General features: G+C 62.0%; 14 protein-coding genes and 2 pseudogenes. 13 read left to right on the forward strand and 3 right to left on the reverse strand.

The genetic code is table 11. The features are described from left to right. Positions 1-182: 182 nt before the first annotated feature. Both ACM6IM_RS28125 and edd read right to left on the reverse strand, forming a co-directional pair. Positions 183-1,133: a glucokinase gene (locus ACM6IM_RS28125; protein ID WP_414866897.1), complete on the reverse strand. Its 951-nt coding sequence runs from the start codon at positions 1,131-1,133 to the stop codon at positions 183-185. Then, on the reverse strand, positions 1,130-2,956 hold the full coding sequence (edd, locus tag ACM6IM_RS28130; RefSeq protein WP_201193427.1) for a phosphogluconate dehydratase: 1,827 nt from the start codon (positions 2,954-2,956) through the stop codon (positions 1,130-1,132). Before edd ends, ACM6IM_RS28125 begins: the two co-directional genes overlap by 4 nt. Before the next feature lie 231 nt (positions 2,957-3,187). On the opposite strand from edd, the gene gap reads away from it, so the two are divergent. The 9 genes and pseudogenes from gap to ACM6IM_RS28175 all read left to right on the forward strand — a co-directional run bounded on the left by gap (position 3,188) and on the right by ACM6IM_RS28175 (position 13,878). Continuing rightward, entirely contained in the window at positions 3,188-4,189 is a 1,002-nt protein-coding gene (gap, locus tag ACM6IM_RS28135) for a type I glyceraldehyde-3-phosphate dehydrogenase (protein ID WP_192305615.1), read from the forward strand. A gap of 292 nt (positions 4,190-4,481) precedes the next feature. Beyond that, complete coding sequence (locus tag ACM6IM_RS28140; protein WP_414866898.1) at positions 4,482-5,000, forward strand: RNA polymerase sigma factor; 519 nt, start codon at positions 4,482-4,484, stop codon at positions 4,998-5,000. 81 nt (positions 5,001-5,081) lie between these two features. Continuing rightward, positions 5,082-6,047 (forward strand): FecR family protein, encoded by a 966-nt coding sequence (locus ACM6IM_RS28145; protein WP_414866899.1) that lies wholly within the window; start codon positions 5,082-5,084, stop codon positions 6,045-6,047. A 122-nt stretch (positions 6,048-6,169) separates the two neighbouring features. Beyond that, the gene (locus ACM6IM_RS28150; protein ID WP_414866900.1) at positions 6,170-8,761 is read left to right on the forward strand and encodes a TonB-dependent receptor; all 2,592 of its coding nucleotides are present in this window, start codon (positions 6,170-6,172) and stop codon (positions 8,759-8,761) included. Positions 8,762-8,873: 112 nt separating this feature from the next. Next, positions 8,874-9,482, forward strand: coding sequence for a biliverdin-producing heme oxygenase (locus tag ACM6IM_RS28155; RefSeq protein ID WP_414866901.1), 609 nt, complete (start codon positions 8,874-8,876; stop codon positions 9,480-9,482). Between the two features lie 110 nt (positions 9,483-9,592). Continuing rightward, on the forward strand, positions 9,593-9,988 hold the full coding sequence (locus tag ACM6IM_RS28160) for a YbaN family protein (RefSeq protein ID WP_414866902.1): 396 nt from the start codon (positions 9,593-9,595) through the stop codon (positions 9,986-9,988). A 504-nt stretch (positions 9,989-10,492) separates the two neighbouring features. Then, positions 10,493-11,452, forward strand: a pseudogene (locus ACM6IM_RS28165) (chemotaxis protein); the annotation flags it as partial. Positions 11,453-11,833: 381 nt separating this feature from the next. Next, positions 11,834-12,358 (forward strand): annotated as a pseudogene (locus tag ACM6IM_RS28170) (methyl-accepting chemotaxis protein); the annotation flags it as partial. 170 nt (positions 12,359-12,528) lie between these two features. After that, positions 12,529-13,878 (forward strand): CoA transferase, encoded by a 1,350-nt coding sequence (locus tag ACM6IM_RS28175; RefSeq protein WP_414866903.1) that lies wholly within the window; start codon positions 12,529-12,531, stop codon positions 13,876-13,878. A 92-nt stretch (positions 13,879-13,970) separates the two neighbouring features. Here ACM6IM_RS28175 and arcD (ACM6IM_RS28180) read toward each other — a convergent pair whose 3' ends face one another. Beyond that, positions 13,971-15,398 (reverse strand): arginine-ornithine antiporter, encoded by a 1,428-nt coding sequence (arcD, locus tag ACM6IM_RS28180; RefSeq protein WP_414866904.1) that lies wholly within the window; start codon positions 15,396-15,398, stop codon positions 13,971-13,973. A gap of 459 nt (positions 15,399-15,857) precedes the next feature. Here arcD (ACM6IM_RS28180) and arcD (ACM6IM_RS28185) point away from each other — a divergent pair, with 459 nt between their 5' ends. The 4 genes from arcD (ACM6IM_RS28185) (at position 15,858) to arcC (ending at position 20,713) form a co-directional block, all read left to right on the forward strand. Beyond that, on the forward strand, positions 15,858-17,285 hold the full coding sequence (gene arcD, locus ACM6IM_RS28185) for an arginine-ornithine antiporter (RefSeq protein ID WP_192305597.1): 1,428 nt from the start codon (positions 15,858-15,860) through the stop codon (positions 17,283-17,285). 28 nt (positions 17,286-17,313) lie between these two features. Continuing rightward, entirely contained in the window at positions 17,314-18,570 is a 1,257-nt protein-coding gene (gene arcA, locus ACM6IM_RS28190) for an arginine deiminase (protein WP_192305595.1), read from the forward strand. 16 nt (positions 18,571-18,586) lie between these two features. Continuing rightward, positions 18,587-19,597, forward strand: a complete 1,011-nt coding sequence (locus ACM6IM_RS28195) for an ornithine carbamoyltransferase (RefSeq protein ID WP_192305593.1) — start codon at positions 18,587-18,589, stop codon at positions 19,595-19,597. Positions 19,598-19,783: 186 nt separating this feature from the next. Next, a complete protein-coding gene (arcC, locus tag ACM6IM_RS28200) occupies positions 19,784-20,713 on the forward strand; it encodes a carbamate kinase (RefSeq protein ID WP_201193445.1) in 930 nt (309 codons plus the stop codon). Positions 20,714-20,717: the final 4 nt, after the last annotated feature.

Below are 20,717 nucleotides of genomic sequence, written 5' to 3' on the forward strand. Positions count from 1 at the left end.
GGGGCGGCGTCCTTGTTGTTTGAAATTGGGGCGGATTATGCCTCAAGCGCTGGATATGCAAACACCACATGATCCATGTGGGAGCGGGCTTGCTCGCGAATGCGTTGTGTCAGCCGACACAACGTTTAATGATGCACCGCATTCGCGAGCAAGCCCGCTCCCACAGTTGATCGCATTTCAACTCAGGATTGATCGAGCGCCACACCCGCGCCCACCAGCCCGGAATACGGCGCTGTCACCAGCCACACCGGAATGCCCTTGAAGTAATCACTCATGCAACCCTTGTCGGCAAAGCACCGGGCAAAACCGCTTTCGAGGAAGAAATCGGCAAAGCGCGGAACGACCCCGCCAACGATGTACACACCGCCGCGCCCCCCGGTGGTCAACACGTTGTTGCCGGCCACGCGACCCAGCCAGCAGCAGAACTGCTCCAGCACTTCCAGGGCGATCGGGTCGCCTGCCAGGCCAGCGGCCGTGATCGACTCCGGCGTATCCAGCACCGGCTCATGCCCATCCACCGCGCAGATCGCCCGATAGACGCGCGGCAAGCCACCACCGCTCAGCGCCGTTTCCGCACTGACATGACCGATCTCGTTGAAGATGTGCTGCCACAACTGGGTTTCCCGTGGGCTGCTCAGAGGCAGATCGACGTGACCGCCCTCCCCCGGCAACGCGGCAAAACGACCGGCGCCCAGGTCCAGCAGGGTGCCGACGCCCAAGCCCGTGCCCGGACCGATCACCACGGCCGGGCGCATCGGTTCCGGCGTGCCCTCGCAGACCACGCGGAATTCGCCGGGCTGCAAACGGGTCATGCCCAGCGCCATCGCCGAGAAGTCGTTGACCAGCAACAAGCGGTCCACTTGCAGGGTCTGGCAGAACGCCTTGCGGCTCAGGCGCCAGTGATTGTTGGTGAACTTGAATTCGTCGCCGCTCACCGGGCCGGCCACCGACAGGCATACCGAGCCGATCGAACCCGACGCCAGGCCGAGCCCGCTCAGGTAGAGGGCAATGGCCTCCTCCGGGCTGGCATGATCGGCCGTCGCCAGGACCTGGACCGATTCCAACTGCTGGTTTTTCCACAACGCGAAACGTGCGTTGGTCCCACCGATGTCACCGACCAAAGCCAGTTTCAATTAAGCGTCTCCAGGGCAGAAGTGAAGGCGCTGGCGCCCTGCTCTGCGGAGCTGAACGCCATGCGCATGAAACCGAACAGCTCGCGACCGGTGCCGATGTTGTTGCCCAACAGGCCCTTGGCCGGCGTGCGTGCGGCGAATGCCTCGGCGTCCACCTTAAGCTCCAGGGTGCCTTTGACGCCATCGACGCGGATGATATCGCCCTCTTGCACGCGCGCCAAAGCGCCGCCCACATACGCTTCGGGGCTGACGTGAATGGCCGCCGGGATTTTCCCCGATGCACCGGACATGCGCCCGTCGGTCACCAGCGCGACCTTGAAGCCGCGGTCCTGCAGGACGCCAAGGAACGGCGTCATCTTGTGCAGTTCCGGCATGCCGTTGGAGCGCGGGCCCTGGAAGCGCATCACAGCGACGAAATCCTTCTCCAGCAGACCGGCCTTGAACGCATCGGCCAGGTCCTGTTGATCCTGGAACACCATGGCCGGGGCTTCGACGATCTGGTTTTCCAGCGCCACGGCGGAGACCTTCATCACCCCGCGACCGAGGTTGCCCTCCATCACCCGCAAGCCGCCCTCTGCCGAGAACGCGCGAGCCACCGGACGCAGGATGCTTTCGTCGAGGCTCTCGGTCACGCCTTCGCGCCAGACCAGCTCGCCGTTGTCGAGGAACGGCTCCTGGGTGTAGCGGCTCAGGCCATGGCCGAGCACGGTGTTGACGTTCTCGTGGAGTAACCCGGCTTGCAGCAGTTCGCGGATCAGGAACGACATGCCGCCCGCCGCCTGGAAATGGTTGATGTCGGCTTTGCCGTTCGGGTAGACGTGGCTCAGGGTCGGCACGACTTCGGAGAGGTCGGCCATGTCCTGCCAGGTCAGTTGAATGCCCGCCGCCATGGCGATGGCCGGCATGTGCAAGGTGTGGTTGGTCGAGCCGCCAGTGGCGTGCAGGGCAACGATGGAATTGACCAGCGAACGCTCGTCGACGATTTCGCCGATGGGCATGAAGTTGCCGTTCTGCTGGGTCAGGCGCGTGACCTGATGCGCCGCTTCGCGGGTCAGGGCATCGCGCAGGGGCGTGTTCGGGTTGACGAAGGAGGCGCCCGGCAAGTGCAGGCCCATGACTTCCATCAGCAATTGGTTGGTGTTGGCGGTGCCGTAGAAGGTGCAGGTGCCGGGACTGTGGTAGGACTTCATTTCCGATTCCAGCAGCTCTTCACGCGTGGCCTTGCCTTCGGCATAGCGCTGGCGCACATCGGCTTTCTGCTTGTTGGAAATCCCCGAGACCATCGGCCCGCCGGGCACGAACACCATCGGCAGGTGACCGAAGCGCAGCGCGCCCATCATCAGGCCCGGCACGATCTTGTCGCAAATGCCGAGCATCAGTGCGCCATCGAACATGTTGTGGGACAGCGCCACTGCGGTGGACAGCGCGATCACTTCACGGCTCGGCAGGCTCAGCTCCATGCCCGGCTCGCCCTGGGTCACGCCATCGCACATGGCCGGCGTGCCCCCGGCGAACTGACCGACCGAGCCGATCTCGCGCAGGGCCTTCTTGATCAGTTCCGGGAACACTTCGTACGGCTGGTGCGCCGAGAGCATGTCGTTATATGACGAAACAATTGCGATGTTCGCGGCGTTCATCATCCGCAGGCTGTGCTTGTCCTCGCTGCCGCAACCGGCCACGCCATGGGCGAAGTTGGCGCATTGCAGCTTGCCGCGCATCGGACCGTCGCTGGCGGCACCGCGAATGAGCGCAAGGTAAGCCTCACGGGTGGCACGACTGCGAGCGATAAGCCGTTCGGTGACCTCAAGGACGCGGGGATGCATGTTCAGAACTCCAGGCTAACGGATGTGGCGACCCGATTGTCTATGCTGACCCATTAGCTGACCAAGCACCGGTGTCGATGGAATGACAGACGGTGTGCTTGATCATTCGGACCAGTTGATTCAGGTCACTCGTTGTAGATTGAACAAAATATTGCCACTAAAAAGGCTTGTTTTCTATTTTTTTGCGAATAATCTTGTAATTCCAACAACAAATCGACGGCGGCCCTGTTAATGACTCTTCGAATCGCAATCAATGGTTTTGGCCGTATCGGCCGCAATGTCCTGCGCGCACTGTATACCCAGGGCTATCGCCAGGATTTGCAGATCGTCGCCATCAACGACCTGGGCGACAGCGCGATCAATGCTCACTTGCTCAAGTACGACACTGTTCACGGCACGTTCGACGCCGATGTCCAGCACGACCAGGAGAGCCTGACCGTCAACGGTGACCGTATTGCGGTCAGCGCCATTCGCAACCCGGCCGACCTGCCCTGGGCTGCGGAAAGAATCGACGTGGTCTTCGAATGCACCGGTCTGTTCACCGACCGGGCCAAGGCCGCCGCACACATTACGGCCGGTGCGCGCAAAGTCATCATCTCGGCCCCGGCCAAGGGCGCCGACGCCACGGTGGTCTATGGGGTCAACCACGACATCCTGCGCCAGTCCCACCAGGTCATTTCCAACGCATCGTGCACCACCAACTGCCTGGCCCCGGTGGCCCAGGTGCTGCATCGCGAGCTGGGGATCGAAAGCGGCCTGATGACCACGATCCACGCCTACACCAACGACCAGAACCTGACCGACGTCTACCATACCGACCCGTACCGCGCCCGCTCCGCCACCCAGAACATGATCCCGAGCAAGACCGGCGCCGCCGAAGCGGTCGGCCTGGTGCTGCCGGAGCTGGCGGGCAAGCTGACTGGCATGGCGGTGCGTGTGCCGGTCATCAACGTGTCGCTGGTGGACCTGACCGTGCAACTCAAGCGCGAAGCGTCGGCCGAGGAAGTCAACGAACTGCTCAGGCAGGCCAGTCAGCATTCGAAAATCCTGGGTTACAACACCCTGCCGCTGGTCTCCAGCGACTTCAACCATAACCCGCTGTCGTCGATTTTCGACGCCAACCACACCAAGGCCAACGGCAAGCTGCTCAAAGTGCTGGCCTGGTACGACAACGAATGGGGTTTCTCCAACCGCATGCTCGATAACTGCCTGGCGCTGTGCAACGCCGAGTAAGGCACGCCCCGGGATGGACATTTCGGGTGGATGCAAAGGTTGTGTTCAGCCCCGCCAACTGTGGGAGCGGGCTTGCTCGCGAAGACGGTTTTCCAGCCGACAACGTTGTCGCCTGACCCTACGCTTTCGCGGGCAAGCCCGCTCCCACAGGGATTTTCGGTGGCTGCAAAGCGGGCATTCATCCGCTCCCACGGATTTTTCGACAGCATTACACGACGAGCGAAAATCAACACTTGACCACTCGCGCAGATGATAAGCATTATCATCTGATCGAAATGGATCAGGTCTTCCCGTGAGTCAATCGCGCTTCAATCACGTCTTCATCGCCCAGCGGGTTTCGCTGCTGCGCACATTGGAGCGGATGGTCAACAATCACAGCACCGCCGAAGACCTGCTGCAGGAAACCTACCTGCGCGTGACCCGGGCCCTCAGCGAGCGGGCCATCGATCACCTGGAGCCGTTCGTTTTCCAGACCGCCCGTAACCTGGCGCTGGACCATCTTCGGGCGCGGCGCATCCAGTCGCGCACGATGCTCGACGACGTGCCGCCGGACGTGGTCGAAAGCGTCGCCGCGCCGGCCAGCAGTGCCGAGGACGCCGCCCATGCCAAACAATTGCTGGAGCGTTTGAACGTGAGCCTCAGTGAACTCAGCAGCCGCCAGCAACAGATTTTCATCCTCAGCCGCTTGCACGGGCACAGTTACCTGGAAATCGCCGAAAAGCTCGGCGTGTCATTGAGCACCGTGCAGAAGGAGCTGAAGCTGATCATGGCGATCTGCGTCGGTGTCGCCGACCGGTTGAACCACGACTGAGACCGCCGGGCTTTGCTACTCTTGGCCGCTTTCAGGCCTCATTCATAAAACAGCCGTGCACAGACACTGCGAGGAAACACCGTGACGGACATCCACCACTCTCCGGCGCCCCCTGCGGCGCAGGACCCCGCAAGCGCGATGGACCAGGCACTGGACTGGTTGATCGTGATGGACAGTCCGAGCGCGCAACAGAGCCAGCAGTTCAACGAGTGGCTGGAAGCCTCTGCCCTGCATGCCGAAGCCTACGCCAAGGCCCGGGCGATCTGGGAGGGTCCACAGGTGGCGGAGTGCGCACAACACCTGGCGGCGCGGCCAGCGAAAGTCACCGTGCTCGCACGCCTGCGCCCGCACTGGAAACCCCTGGCCACGGCGGCCGTGCTGATCCTCGGCCTGTTCAGTTTCAGCAACCTGCCCATGCGCCTGCAGGCCGACCACCTGACCGTGGTCGGCGAGCGCCAGCGCGTGCAACTGGAGGACGGCTCGAAAGTCCTGCTCAATACCAATTCGGCGTTTTCCAGCACCATCAACGATCGCCAGCGCGTGGCCCGCCTGTATCAGGGCGAAGCGTTTTTCGAAGTGCCCGCCCATCTCGGCCAGCCGCTGGAAATCGATGCCGGACCGGTCAAGGCCAGCGTGCACGATACCGCCTTCGCGGTGCGCTACCTCGATGGCGTGGCGCAGGTGCAGGTGCAGCGCGGCGATGTCGACTTGCGCGCGACCCGTAACGATGCGCGAATCCGCCTGTCTGCCGGGGAAAGCATCCGCATCGGCCCCAACGGCTTCGATCGCCCGGCCAAACTCGATGCCGCCACCGAACTGGCCTGGGTCCAGGGCCGACTGGTGTTCGAGAACTGCCCGCTGAATCAGGTGCTGGCCGAACTGCGTCGCTACTACCCCGGTTGGATCATCAACACCAACGAGCAGTTGGCTGATGTCACCGTGACCGGCAACTATCGCCTCGACCAGCCGCTGGACGTGGTACGTTCGCTGGCCCACATCACCTCAGCGCGGCTTCAGGAATTCCCGAAGCTGGTGATCCTGAACTGAATGAGAATTATTTTTACTCGATAGCCGACGCCCGTACGTCTCGTTATAGCCAATGCAATTGATTCGCATCTTCGGATGCCTGTCTGCACCTATAACAACCCGTGCGACACGGAGCACTATCGATGTCCTCTCGCCTTACTTGCGCCTCTTCCTCTTCGTCCCGCGTACTTTCCCTGCTGACCGCCGCCATTCTCATGGCCGGCAGCGCACCATTGCTGGCGGCGACCGCCACCGAGCAGACCCCACGCAACATGGGCGATTACAGCTTTGCCATCGCGCAGCAACCGCTGGTCTCGGCCCTCAATGCCTTCACCACGGTCACCGGCTGGCAGGTGGGCTTTTCGGCTGATCTGGCGCAAGGCGTCGCCTCGCCAGGTGTACGAGGTTCCCTGCCGCCGGAGAAAGCCCTGGAACGCCTGTTGGTGGGGACCAACCTGAGCTACCGCAAACTGGGCAACAACAACATCGTGCTCGAACGCCGCACCGGTGCCGACACCCTCAATCTGCAGCAGGTGACCATCAGCGCCACGCGTAACGAGCAGAACGTGAACAGCGTGCCCAGCACCGTCACGGTCCAGACCCGCGAAGAACTGGACCGCAACAACGTCAACAACATCAGGGACCTGGTGCGCTACGAACCGGGCGTGTCGGTGGGTGGGGCCGGAACCCGTGGCGGGATCAGCGGCTACAACATCCGTGGCATCGACGGTAACCGCATCCTGACGCAGATCGATGGCGTGGAAATCCCCAACGGTTTCTTCAACGGGCCCTACGCCAAGAGCCAGCGAAACTATGTCGACCCGGAAATCATCAAGCGCGTGGAGATCCTCCGCGGACCGGCCTCGGTGCTCTACGGCAGCAACGCCATTGGCGGCGCAGTCAGTTACTTCACCCTCGACCCGGATGACATCATCAAGCCTGGCAAGGACGTCGGCGCTCGCCTGAAAACCGGCTACAGCTCGGCCGACGACAGCTGGCTCAAGTCCGCCACCGTCGCCGGGCGTGCCGATCAGTTCGACGGCCTGCTGCACTACAGCCAGCGCGACGGTCATGAAATCGAATCCTACGGCAGTCACAACAGCACCGGCCTGAGCCGCACCGCCGCCAACCCGGAAGACGTGCGGACCTACAACGTACTGGCCAAGGTCGGCTGGAACTACAACGAAGATTCGCGCCTGGGCCTGGTCTACGAAAAGTACAAGGACGACCGCGACACCGATCAGAAAAGCGCCTACGGCGGCCCGTACTTCCAGGGCGCACCGACCATTCCGTCCAGTGTTCTGCCCGGCGGCATGTACCAGTGGCGCACCGGTAACGACACCATCAGCCGTGAACGTTTCGGCCTGGAGCACAGCTTCGCCCTCGACAGCCTGCTGGCCGACAACGCCAAGTGGAGCCTCAACTATCAGATCGCCAAGACCGATCAGAGCACCGAAGAGTATTACTACCCGATCACCCGTCGGGTGATCCGCACTCGCGAAACGCTCTACGAAGAAAAGCAGTGGGTCTTCGACGCGCAACTGGACAAGGCCTTCAGCATTGCCGACACCGACCATCTGCTGACCTACGGCACCACACTCAAGCAGCAGAAAGTCACCGGGTCGCGCAGCGGCAGCGGCACCTGCCTCGCGGTGGGCGTGCGCTGCACCGGCGCAGGCGCCATCAGTCCTGCGGATGTGCTGAACAAATCCAGTGACTTCCCGGACCCGACCATCAACACCTACAGCCTGTTTGCCCAGGATCAGATCAGCTGGGACAAATGGACCTTCCTGCCCGGCGTCCGCTATGACTACACCGAGCTCAAGCCCGACATCACCCAGGAGTTCCTCAACACCGTGGCCGCCGACGGCCGTGGCACCGTCAGCGACAAGAAAAAGACCTGGAACCGCGTGTCGCCAAAATTCGGCCTGACCTACGCCCTGACCGATGAATACACCTGGTTCGGCCAGTACGCCGAGGGTTTCCGCACCCCGACCGCCAAAGCGTTGTACGGACGTTACGACAACACCACCGCCGGCTACAGCGTGCAACCCAACCCCGACCTTGAGCCGGAAACCAGCAAAGGCGTCGAAACCGGGCTGCGTGGCAATTTCGAATCGGGTTCGTTCGAGGTCGCGGTGTTCTATAACAAGTACCGCGACTTCATCGAGGAAGACGCCGTCACCCCCGGCTATACCGACCTGACATTCCGCAGTGCCAACATCAAGCACGCGACGATCAAGGGTACCGAGCTCAAGGGCCGCCTGAACCTCAATGCGTTCGGTGCTCCACAAGGCCTCTACACGCAGGGCTCGGTGAGCTACCTGTACGGCCGCAACAACGACACCGGCGAGCCGATCAACAGCGTCAACCCGCTGACCGGCGTGTTTGGCCTGGGCTACGACGCCGACAACTACGGTGCCTTGCTCAGCTGGACACTGGTCAAGAACAAGGATCGCGTCGATGACACCCGCTTCAAATCGCCGGACGGCATCAGCACCCAGTTCAAGACGCCAGGCTATGGGGTGCTCGACCTGACCGGTTTCTACAAAGTCACAGACGACCTCACCCTCAACGCCGGCCTGTACAACCTGACCGACAAAAAATACTGGCAGTGGGATTCCGTGCGCGGTTACGACAACGTCGGCGAAGCGTCGGTGACACAGCCGGCCAACCTCGACCGCCTGACTCAACCGGGTCGCAACTTCGCGGTCAACCTGGTCTGGGACATCTGATCCTGAATACCTCGCTGTGCGGTTTTCATCGAGCCGCACAGTGAGTTTTTTTACTGTCAGGCGTCTTCTTGTACGTCTCGTTACCAAGCCCCCTCTTCTTGCAGGATATTTCATGACGACCCAGGACACTGCTCAACGCCCTGCCTTGCGTTCGCAACGCTTGAACCAGATCACCCACGAGCCTCACAGCAAGCTCGACGCCCTGGTCAAAGCCCACGCTCCTTTTGAAACCCAGACCAACTTTGCCCGATTTGTGGTCGCACAGTACTTGTTCCAGTCGGAACTGGTGGCGCTGTACAACGACCCGGAACTGGTTGCGCTGGTCGGCGACCTGCCCGCGCGTTGCCGGGCCGAGGCGGCCAAGGCCGACCTGGCGGACCTCGACACCGAAGTGCCGGCACCGGTCGCCGGTGCGGTGAACAACCCGAGCAAGGCCGAGGCACTGGGCTGGCTCTTCGTCTCCGAAGGCTCGAAACTGGGCGCGGCATTCCTGATCAAGCGCGCCATGGGCCTTGGCCTGAGCGAAACTTTCGGCGCCCGCCACCTCGGCGAACCGGCCGGGGGTCGTGCGCAAGGCTGGAAAACCTTCGTCAAGACCCTGGATGAGCTGGAACTCACCGCCGACGAAGAAGCCGAAATGGACAAGGGCGCCATCGACGCGTTCAACCGCTTCACCGTATTGTTGGAACAGGCTTACGCCACCACCCCCGAACCCGTCTGAGAATAAACACCTGTGGGAGCGAGCCTGCTCGCGATGGAGATTTAACATTCACCTTCGCAGTGACTGGAAAATCGCCATCGCGAGCAGGCTCGCTCCCACAAGGAACCCGCATGCCCCAACGTTCACCCTCAAAACTCGCCCGCCTGCTGTACGGTGCGCTCGCCTACACCAGCCTGGCCATCGGACTGATCGCCATTGTCGTGCCCGGTCTGCCGACCACCGAATTCATCCTGCTGGCCGCCTGGGCCGCCACGCGCAGTTCGCCGCGCCTGAGTGCCTGGCTGGAAAACCATCGGTTGTTCGGTTCGATCCTGCGTAACTGGCGCAATGGCAAGGTCATCGCGCGACGCGCCAAGGTCAGCGCCACCGCGAGCATGCTGCTGTGCGCCGGGTTGATGCTGGTCATGCTCGACCATGGCTGGCCGATCTACCTCGCCATCGCGGGCATGAGCCTGGGCAACCTGTGGATCTGGACCCGACCGGAGTCCCTGCCGCAAGGCTGCTGAACCCGAACGTCCCGGTCATTTTCCCCGCCGCATACACCCTGCTTTTTCCCGTTTTTATCAGTCTTTTCGGCACATTTCCCCGCGCAAACGTTCAACCACGACCGTTCGTCGGCAGTGGACTCATGCGCTTCTCCGGCACGCCGATGTGCAGTCAATGGCGCTGAATGGATTTGGCGAACCGGGTCGGGCTTCGACTCACGTCATCACTTCATTCCTACTTGAGTTCGTCCCATGTTCGACTCCCTGTCCATTCGCCTGAAAATCGTCCTGCTCTCCGGTCTCTGCCTGCTGGGCGTGGTCGTGCTGATCGTCGGCATGAACTTCTACCAGACCAACCGGAACGATGAGCTGGTCAGCGCTTCCAGCAGCAAGATGCTCACCGACAGCGTGCAGGAACGGCTGCAGGCCAAGGCCGCCGAGCAGGCGGTGCGGCTGCAGAAGACGTTCGGCGAAAGCCTGCTGGTGGTCACTGCCCTGGCCGACCAGATCAAGGACATGCGCACCATGGCCGCCAAGCGGTCGCTCGAAGCCGGTGCCGTGCGTGAAGAGTTGAACCAGAGCCTGAAAACCGCGTTCGAGCGCAACACCCGGGTACTGGGCATCTGGCTGGCGTTCGAGCCCAATGGCCTGGATGGCAGGGACAGCGAGTTCGCCAATGACGCCGCCCGCCAGTCCAACGAGATCGGACGTTTCGCCAGCTACTGGAGCCGTGCCGGCGGCGAAGGGATCAACACGATCATGGTCGAAGACGACATGACCAAGACCACGCAGAACATCAACGGCACGCCCTACAACAGCTGGTACACCTGCCCTCGCGACAACCGGCGCGTCTGCCTGCTGGACCCCTATGCCGACACCGTCAACGGCAAGGAAATGCTGATGACCACCATTTCCCTGCCGCTGCTGGTGGAGGGGAAAGCCATCGGCGTCGTCGGAATCGACATCGCCCTCGATGCCCTGCAAGCGGCGGCGGTCGACTCCCAGCGCGAGCTGTTCAACAACGCCGGGCACATGCTGATCGTTTCCGGCAGCGGCGTTCTCGCCGGCTACGGGGCAGACGCGGGCAAGGTCGGTAAAAACATCAGCGACGCCCTGGGCGCAGAAGGCAAGGACATCATGCAACTGCTCGGCGCCGGGACAGCGAAAATCCTCCAGCAGGGCGACCTGATCCGCGCGGTCTACCCGGTCAGTCCGATTCCCGATGCCAACGCCTGGGCGGTGGTCATCGACTTGCCCAAGCAAGTGCTGCTGGCCGACTCGGTGAAATTGCAGGCGGTCCTTGATGACGCCCAGCAAAGCGGCACGATCCAGGCGGTGTCGGTGGCGGTTGTCGCCGGCCTGATCGGCCTGCTGTTGATCTGGCTGACGGCGTCGGGTGTGACCCGGCCGATCAACAGCGTGGCGCAGATGCTCAAGGCGATCGCCAGCGGCGACGGTGACCTGACCCAGCGCCTGCACTACAGCAAGAAAGATGAGCTGGGTGAACTGGTCAGCTGGTTCAACCGCTTCCTCGACAAACTGCAGCCGACCATTGCGCAGATCAAGCAGAGCATCACCGACGCCCGGGGCACCGCCGACCAGTCTTCGGAGATTGCCCGCCAGACCAGCGAAGGCATGCAGGTGCAGTTCCGTGAAATCGATCAGGTGGCCACCGCGTCCAACGAAATGAGCGCCACCGCCCACGACGTCGCCAACAGTGCCTCCAACGCCGCCAACGCGGCCAAGGGTGCCGACCAGTCCGCCCGCGATGGCCTGTCGATCATCGAGCGCAGCACCCGCGACATCAACCAACTGGCCGACGAGGTCAGCAAGGCCGTGACCGAAGTCGAGGCCCTGGCGGTCAACAGCGAGCAGATCGGCTCGGTGCTGGAGGTCATCCGCAGCATTGCCGAGCAGACCAACCTGCTGGCCCTCAATGCGGCCATCGAAGCAGCGCGTGCCGGCGAGAGCGGTCGCGGCTTTGCAGTGGTGGCCGATGAAGTGCGCAACCTGGCCAAGCGCACCCAGGACTCGGTGGAGGAAATACGCCTGGTGATCGAACGCATCCAGACCGGCACCCGTGGCGTGGTCGCCACCATGCACTCGAGCCAGACCCAGGCCCACAGCAATGCCGGGCAGATCCAGCAAGCGGTGCAAGCGCTGGGCAAGATCAGCGACGCGGTCACGGTGATCAGCGACATGAACCTGCAAATCGCCAGCGCCGCCGAACAACAGAGCGCCGTGGCCGAAGAGGTCAACCGGAACGTCTCGGCGATCCGCACCGTCACCGAGACCCTGACCGGCCAGGCCACCGAGTCGGCGCAGATCAGCAGCCAGCTCAACGCGCTGACCACCCACCAGATGAAACTGATGGATCAGTTCCGGGTGTAGGCAACACCGACGATCCCTGTGGGAGCGGGCTTGCCCGCGAAAGCGGTTGATCAGGCGATAGAGGTGTTGAAGGTCAGGGCCTCTTCGCGGGCAAGCCCGCTCCCACAGGTTTCATCCAGCGCCATCGCTTTTTTGATCTATGATCGGGCTCTCGCTCCGGAGGGCCTTCGATGACTGATTTACTCACGTCCATTCAAGCCGCGCTCGGCTTGCCCCACACCCCGATTCCGTTCACGTCCGAGGGCGCCCTGCCCTCGGCGTTTGCCGTGACCGACCTGGCCAGCGCCAGCATTGCAGCCGCCGGTCAAGCCGTCAGCGAGCTGTTGCACCAGGAAAACGGGCGCTTGCCCCATGTTGAAGTCGACCGGCGCCTGGCCTCGTTCTGGTTCGCCACCTCGATCCGCCCCACCGGCTGGAGCGTTCCGCCGCTGTGGGACCCGGTTGCCGGCGACTACGCGACCCGGGACGGCTGGATTCGCCTGCACACCAACGCCCCCCATCACCGGGCTGCCGCCGAAAGCGTGCTCGGTGCCTGTGCCGATCGCGCCGCGATGGCGAAACAGGTGGCCGGGTGGAACAAGACCGAACTGGAGCACGCGGTGGTCGCCGCCGGTGGCTGCGCTGCCGAAATGCGCAGTTGGGCGCAATGGCAGGCCCATCCCCAGGGCCAGGCCGTGAACAGCGAGCCGCTGATCGCATTCACCGAAGGCAACCGCCAGCCCATCCAACCTTGGCCAGGTTCGGTGGCGCGACCGCTGTCCGGGCTCAAGGTGCTGGACTTGACCCGCGTGCTCGCGGGCCCTGTCGCCAGCCGTTTCCTCGCGGGGCTCGGCGCCGACGTCTTGCGCCTCGACCCGCCGACCTGGAACGAACCGGGCGTGGTCCCTGAAGTCACCCTGGGCAAACGTTGCGCGCGCCTGAACCTGCACGACACGTCTGATCGCCAGCTGTTCGAAAGCCTGCTGAGGGATGCCGACATTCTGCTCCACGGCTACCGGGCCGATGCCCTGCAACACCTGGGTTACGGTGTCGCCGAACGCCAGGCGCTCGCCCCCGGCCTGATCGACGTCTGCCTGAATGCCTACGGCTGGAGCGGCCCGTGGCAGAACCGTCGCGGCTTCGACAGCCTGGTGCAGATGAGCAGTGGCATCGCCGAGGCCGGCCAGCAGTGGAAACAGGCGGACAAACCGCTGCCGCTGCCGGTGCAGGCGCTCGATCATGCGACCGGGTACCTGATGGCGGCTGCGGCGATCACCCTGTTGGCCCGGCGCTTGAACAGCGGGCTGGGCGGGTCGGCCCGACTCTCCCTGGCGCGCACGGCGAGGTTGTTGATCGAGCATGGCGCAGGCACCGACAAACCGTTGCGCCCAGAAGACGAAAACGATCAGGGCCTGGTGGTCGAACAGACCGCGTGGGGCCCGGCGCATCGGTTGCAGGTGCCACTGAAAATCACCGGTACTCCAGTGCAATGGGCGATTGCCGCCGGGGAATTGGGCGCCCATCGTGCGCAATGGTGGTGAATTGACGGGCCCATCGCGAGCCGGCTCGCTTCCACAAAGCGCGGCCCGGTTCAAGTGGAGGAGCGAGCCTGCTCACGATGGCGCACGGACCGTCAAAGCGACAACAAGCCGCTGTACAAGCCATAGGCCGCCAACCCGGCGCCGATGATCACGCAGGTGAAAATGCCTTTTTCAATGTGGGTGAACAGCGGTTCGCCCTGCTCGTGTTTGGCCTTGGCAAACAGAATCACCCCCGGCGCGTACAGCAGCGCCGACAACAGCAAATACTTCATCCCGCCGGCATACAACAGCCAGACCGCGTACCCCAGGGCAATGCCGCCGATCATCAGGTCCTTGGTGCGTTCCGCCGACGCATGCTCGTAGGTTTCCCCCCGCCCGCTCAACAACACGGCATAGGCCGCCGACCACAGGTACGGCACCAGGATCATCGAGGATGCGAGGTAGATCAGGCTGGTGTAAGTACCGGCGGAGAACAGCGTGATCAGCAGGAATATCTGGATCATCACGTTGGTCAGCCACAGCGCATTGACCGGCACATGGTTGGCATTTTCCTTTTTCAGGAACGCCGGCATGGTCTTGTCCTTGGCCGTGGCGAACAGAATCTCGGCGCACAGCAGCGCCCAGGACAACAGCGCGCCCAGCAGCGAAATCGCCAGGCCGATGCTGATCAGCAACGCGCCCCAGGGCCCGACGATGTGTTCCAGTACGGCCGCCAGTGACGGGTTCTGCAGGTTGGCCAGTTCCGGTTGGCTCATGATGCCCAGCGACAGCACGTTCACCAGCACCAGCAGCGCCAGCACCCCGAGAAAACCGATGACCGTCGCCCGCCCGACATCCGCGCGCTTTTCCGCCCGCGCCGAATACACGCTGGCGCCTTCGATGCCGATGAACACGAACACGGTCACCAGCATCATGTTGCGCACCTGGTCCATCACGCCGCCAAAATTCGGATTGCTGCGCCCCCAGATGTCACGGGTGAAGACCTCGGCCTTGAAGGCGACCGCGGCGATGACGATGAACATGATCAAGGGGACGATCTTGGCCACGGTGGTCAGCTGATTGATGAAGGTCGCCTCCTTGATTCCGCGCATCACCAGAAAATGCACGGCCCACAGCAACACCGACGCGCAGCCGATGGCGACAGGCGTGTTGCCCTGGCCAAACACCGGGAAGAAATAGCCCAGGGTGCTGAACAGCAGAACGAAGTAACCGACGTTGCCCAGCCAGGCACTGATCCAGTACCCCCAGGCGGACGAGAAACCCATGTAGTCGCCAAACCCCGCCTTGGCGTAGGCGTAGACCCCGGAATCCAGTTCGGGCTTGCGGTTGGCCAGGGTCTGGAACACGAAGGCCAGGGTCAGCATGCCCACGGCGGTGATCGCCCAGCCGATCAGGATCGCACCGGCATCGGCGCGGGCGGCCATGTTCTGGGGCAGGGAAAAGATCCCCCCGCCAATCATCGAACCCACCACCAGCGCGATCAGCGCGCTCAGGCGGAGCTTTTGCGTCGGTTGCGACATGCCTGCGTCTCCATTTTCCCGATCGAGCCGGGAGATTAACCATGATCGAGAAACCGTCACATGATGGGATTTAACTAAATAGGGACAGGGTAATAACGTTTATTGAATAACGCCAAAGTTTGCCTCTTATTTATAGCCAATGATTCTATACGCGTTAACGGAGAGAGCGATTTTGTTGCTGGATTTTTACCAGACGTTGCAAAACCGAAAAAGCCGACAAAATTTGCACAAAACCGAAAAAGAACTAGCTTAAAAGTTCGGGTTAAACGCTGTTGTTTCCATTTTATTTGACCAAGGCCTCTGGACAGGGCTTCTCCGGCGATTCCCCCTTATGCCCTGGAAGGTTTCATAAGCGCTTCATTATCAATGGAATGTACCCATGCACTGATCTATGTCAGACGATTGAATTGCTAACAGATTTATTCTGTTGTCTCTCTTCTCCTGCACTGGAGTCATGCGATGTCTGAAGCTCCCGGAAAACTGAAACTTGGTGCACTTGTTGCGTTGGTTGTTGGCTCGATGATCGGTGGCGGGATCTTTTCCCTGCCGCAGAACATGGCGGCCAGTGCCGATGTCGGTGCCGTGCTGATCGGGTGGGCAATCACTGCGGTTGGCATGCTGACCCTGGCCTTCGTGTTCCAGACCCTGGCCAATCGCAAACCCGATCTGGACGGCGGTGTCTATGCCTACGCCAAGGCCGGATTCGGCGACTACATGGGTTTCTCGTCCGCCTGGGGGTACTGGATCAGTGCCTGGCTGGGCAACGTCGGTTACTTCGTTTTGCTGTTCAGTACCCTGGGCTACTTTTTCCCGGTGTTCGGGGAGGGCAACACCCCGGCCGCGGTGATCGGCGCCTCGGTGCTGTTGTGGGCCGTGCATTTCCTGGTGCTGCGCGGGATCAAGGAAGCGGCGTTCATCAACCTGGTGACCACCGTCGCCAAGGTCGTGCCGCTGCTGCTGTTTGTCCTGATTGCGCTTTTCGCCTTCAAGCTGGACATCTTCACCGCTGACATCTGGGGCGTGAAAAACCCCGACCTGGGCAGTGTGATGAACCAGGTGCGCAACATGATGCTGGTCACCGTCTGGGTGTTCATCGGCATCGAGGGTGCAAGCATTTTCTCGGCCCGTGCGGAAAAACGCAGCGACGTCGGTAAAGCCACCGTGATCGGCTTCATCACCGTACTGCTGTTCCTGGTGCTGGTGAACGTGCTGTCGCTGGGCATCATGACCCAGCCGGAACTGGCCAAACTGCAGAACCCGTCGATGGCGGCCGTGCTGGAACACGTGGTCGGGCATTGGGGGGCGGTATTGATCAGCGTCGGCCTGATCATCTCGCTGCTGGGCGCGCTGCTGTCGTGGGTGCTGTTGTGTGCGGAGATCATGTTCGCTGCCGCCAAGGACCACACCATGCCGGAGTTCCTGCGCAAGGAAAACGCCAACCATGTGCCGGTCAATGCCTTGTGGCTGACCAACGCCATGGTGCAGCTGTTCCTGATCATTACGCTGTTTTCGGCCAGCACCTACCTGTCGCTGATCTACCTCGCCACCTCGATGATCCTGGTGCCTTACCTGTGGTCGGCCGCGTATGCATTGCTGTTGGCGGTGCGTGGCGAGAGTTACGAGAACGCGGCCTCCGAGCGCAGCAAAGACCTGTTCATCGGCGCTGTCGCCCTGATCTACGCGATCTGGCTGATCTACGCCGGTGGCGTCAAATACCTGCTGCTGTCGGCCCTGCTCTATGCCCCCGGCGCGATCCTGTTCGCCAAGGCCAAGCTTGAAGTCAACAAACCGGTTTTCACCAACGTCGAGAAGCTGATCTTCGCGGCAGTCATCGTCGGCGCCCTGGTGGCGGCGTACGGGCTGTACGACGGTTTCCTGACCCTGTAACGATTGTTTTGTCTGGAGGATCACTGTAATGACCACGGAAAAAGTTAAGTACGGCGTACATTCCGAAGCCGGCAAACTGCGCAAAGTCATGGTTTGCTCCCCCGGCCTGGCCCACCAGCGGCTGACCCCGAACAACTGCGACGAACTGCTTTTCGATGATGTGCTGTGGGTGGCCCAGGCCAAGCGTGACCATTTCGATTTCGTCACCAAAATGCGCGAGCGCGGAATCGATGTGCTGGAAATGCACAACCTGCTGACCGACATCGTCGCCATCCCCGAAGCGCTGGACTGGATCCTGGAGCGCAAGGTCACCGGCAACTCGGTCGGCCTGGGCCTGATCAATGAAGTCAAATCGTGGCTGAAAAGCCTGGAACCGCGCAAAGCGGCGGAATTCCTGATTGGCGGCGTGTCCGCCGATGACCTGCCGGACAGTTTCGGCGGCGAGACGATCAAGATGTTCCGCGACTTTCTCGGTCATTCCAGCTTCATCCTGCCGCCGCTGCCCAATACCCAGTTCACCCGCGACACCACCTGCTGGATCTACGGTGGCGTGACGTTGAACCCGATGTACTGGCCGGCGCGTCGCCAGGAAACTCTGCTGACCACCGCCATCTACAAGTTCCACCCGCAGTTCACCAACGCCGACTTCGAGATCTGGTACGGCGACCCGGACCAGGACCACGGCAGCGCCACCCTCGAAGGCGGTGACGTGATGCCGATCGGTAACGGCGTGGTGCTGATCGGCATGGGCGAACGCTCGTCCCGCCAGGCCATCGGCCAACTGGCATTGAACCTGTTCAAGAACAAGGCGGTGGAACGCGTGATCGTCGCCGGCCTGCCCAAGTCCCGCGCGGCGATGCACCTGGACACCGTGTTCAGCTTCTGCGACCGCGACCTTGTGACGATCTTCCCCGAGGTGGTGAACCAGATCGTCGCCTTCACCCTGCGCCCTGACGAAAGCAAACCCGGGCACATCGATATCCGCCGCGAACAAAGCAACTTCCTCGATACCGTGGCGGCCGCCCTCAACCTCAAGGCACTGCGCGTCGTGGAAACCGGCGGCAACAGCTTCGCCGCCGAGCGCGAGCAATGGGACGACGGCAATAACGTGGTCGCCGTCGAGCCCGGCGTGGTGATCGGCTATGACCGCAACACCTACACCAACACCCTGTTGCGCAAGGCCGGGGTGGAAGTCATCACCATCAGCGCCGGTGAACTGGGACGTGGACGTGGCGGTGGCCACTGCATGACCTGCCCGATCATCCGCGACCCGATCGATTACTGATTTCTGGAGATCCGACATGGCTTTCAATATTCATAACCGCAATCTGCTGAGCCTGGAACACCACACCCCTCGCGAATTGCGTTACCTGCTCGACCTGTCCCGCGACCTCAAGCGCGCCAAGTACACCGGCACCGAACAGCAGCATCTCAAGGGCAACAACATCGCGCTGATCTTCGAGAAAACCTCGACCCGCACCCGTTGCGCGTTCGAAGTCGCGGCCTATGACCAGGGGGCCAACGTCACTTACATCGACCCCAACTCTTCGCAAATCGGCCACAAGGAAAGCATGAAGGACACCGCCCGCGTCCTCGGGCGCATGTACGACGCCATCGAGTACCGTGGCTTCAAGCAGGAAATCGTCGAGGAACTGGCCAAGTTCGCCGGCGTGCCGGTGTTCAACGGCCTGACCGACGAGTACCACCCGACACAGATGATCGCCGACGTGTTGACCATGCGTGAGCACGCCGACAAGCCCATCCACGAGATCAGCTACGCCTACCTCGGTGATGCCCGCAACAACATGGGCAACTCGCTGCTGCTGGTCGGTTCCAAGCTGGGCATGGACGTGCGCATCTGCGCGCCCAAGGCCCTGTGGCCCCATGACGACCTGGTTGAGCGCTGCAACAAATACGCCGAGGAAAGCGGCGCGCGCATCACCCTGACCGAAGATCCGAAAGCGGCGGTCAAGGGCGTGGACTTCATCCACACCGACGTCTGGGTGTCGATGGGCGAGCCCGTCGAAGCCTGGGCCGAACGTATCCAGCAACTGCTGCCCTATCAGGTCAACGCCGAGTTGATGAAAGCCACCGGCAACCCGCGCACCAAGTTCATGCACTGCCTGCCGGCGTTCCACAACAGCGATACCAAGGTCGGCAAGCAGATTGCCGAGCAGTATCCGCACCTGAAGAACGGCATCGAGGTCACCGACGACGTGTTCGAGTCGCCGGCCTGCATCGCCTTCGAGCAGGCGGAAAACCGCATGCACACGATCAAGGCGATCCTGGTGTCGACGTTGGCTGATCTATAACGGCATCCCCGCTCTCACGGACGAAACACGGCCAATGTGGGAGCGGGCTTGCTCGCGAAGGCGATTGTTCAGGCGAAAAAATTGCGACTGATCCACCGCCTTCGCGAGCAAGCCCGCTCCCACAGTCGATCCGGTTTCAATCGGAAGCCGGGCGCATGCGAACTCACTGTTTAGAAGGACTGCATTATGCGTATCGTCGTAGCTCTGGGCGGTAACGCCCTGCTCCGCCGCGGTGAACCCATGACCGCGGACAACCAGCGTGCCAACATCCGCATTGCCACCGAGCAAATCGCCAAGGTCCACGCTGGCAATCAACTGGTCATCGCCCACGGCAATGGCCCGCAGGTCGGCCTGCTGTCGCTGCAAGCGGCGGCCTACACCTCGGTTTCGCCGTATCCACTGGACGTGCTCGGCGCCGAAACCGAAGGCATGATCGGCTACATCATCGAACAGGAACTGGGCAACCTGCTGGACTTTGAAGTGCCCTTCGCCACCTTGCTGACCCAGGTTGAAGTCGACGCCAACGACCCGGCGTTCCAGAACCCGACCAAACCCATCGGTCCGGTGTACGCCAAGGCCGAAGCGGAAAAACTCGCCGCGGAAAAAGGCTGGGCGATTGCCCCGGACGGCGACAAATTCCGCCGCGTGGTGGCCAGCCCCCGGCCCAAGCGCATCTTCGAAATTCGCCCGATCAAATGGCTGCTGGAAAAAGGCAGCATCGTGATTTGTGCCGGCGGTGGCGGCATCCCGACGATGTACGGCGCCCAGGGCAAGCTGCAAGGCGTGGAAGCCGTGATCGACAAGGACCTGTGCTCGGCGCTGCTGGCCGAACAGCTCGAGAGCGATCTGCTGGTGATCGCCACCGACGTCAACGGCGCGTACATCGACTTTGGCAAACCGACCCAGAAAGCCATCAGCTACGCTCATCCCGACGAAATCGAAAAGCTCGGTTTCGCCGCCGGCTCCATGGGCCCCAAGGTTCAGGCAGCCTGCGAGTTCGCACGCCATACTGGAAAAACGGCGGTGATCGGTTCACTGTCGGACATCGAGGCGATCGTCCAGGGCACGGCCGGTACTCGCATCAGTACGGCGAAGCCCGGGATAACTTATGTATAAGGAG

Source organism: Pseudomonas sp. IT-P12, assembly GCF_949767465.1.
GTDB lineage: Bacteria > Pseudomonadota > Gammaproteobacteria > Pseudomonadales > Pseudomonadaceae > Aquipseudomonas.

Excerpts from the sequence above, each read along its gene's own strand:
- arcD (WP_192305597.1), top strand. The coding sequence starts at position 15,858 with ATGTCTGAAGCTCCCGGAAAACTGAAACTTGGTGCACTTGTTGCGTTG.
- ACM6IM_RS28175 (WP_414866903.1), top strand. The coding sequence starts at position 12,529 with ATGACTGATTTACTCACGTCCATTCAAGCCGCGCTCGGCTTGCCCCAC.
- ACM6IM_RS28160 (WP_414866902.1), top strand. The coding sequence starts at position 9,593 with ATGCCCCAACGTTCACCCTCAAAACTCGCCCGCCTGCTGTACGGTGCG.
- edd (WP_201193427.1), bottom strand. The coding sequence starts at position 2,956 with ATGCATCCCCGCGTCCTTGAGGTCACCGAACGGCTTATCGCTCGCAGT.
- arcD (WP_414866904.1), bottom strand. The coding sequence starts at position 15,398 with ATGTCGCAACCGACGCAAAAGCTCCGCCTGAGCGCGCTGATCGCGCTG.
- ACM6IM_RS28155 (WP_414866901.1), top strand. The coding sequence starts at position 8,874 with ATGACGACCCAGGACACTGCTCAACGCCCTGCCTTGCGTTCGCAACGC.
- ACM6IM_RS28195 (WP_192305593.1), top strand. The coding sequence starts at position 18,587 with ATGGCTTTCAATATTCATAACCGCAATCTGCTGAGCCTGGAACACCAC.
- ACM6IM_RS28150 (WP_414866900.1), top strand. The coding sequence starts at position 6,170 with ATGTCCTCTCGCCTTACTTGCGCCTCTTCCTCTTCGTCCCGCGTACTT.
- gap (WP_192305615.1), top strand. The coding sequence starts at position 3,188 with ATGACTCTTCGAATCGCAATCAATGGTTTTGGCCGTATCGGCCGCAAT.
- arcC (WP_201193445.1), top strand. The coding sequence starts at position 19,784 with ATGCGTATCGTCGTAGCTCTGGGCGGTAACGCCCTGCTCCGCCGCGGT.
- arcA (WP_192305595.1), top strand. The coding sequence starts at position 17,314 with ATGACCACGGAAAAAGTTAAGTACGGCGTACATTCCGAAGCCGGCAAA.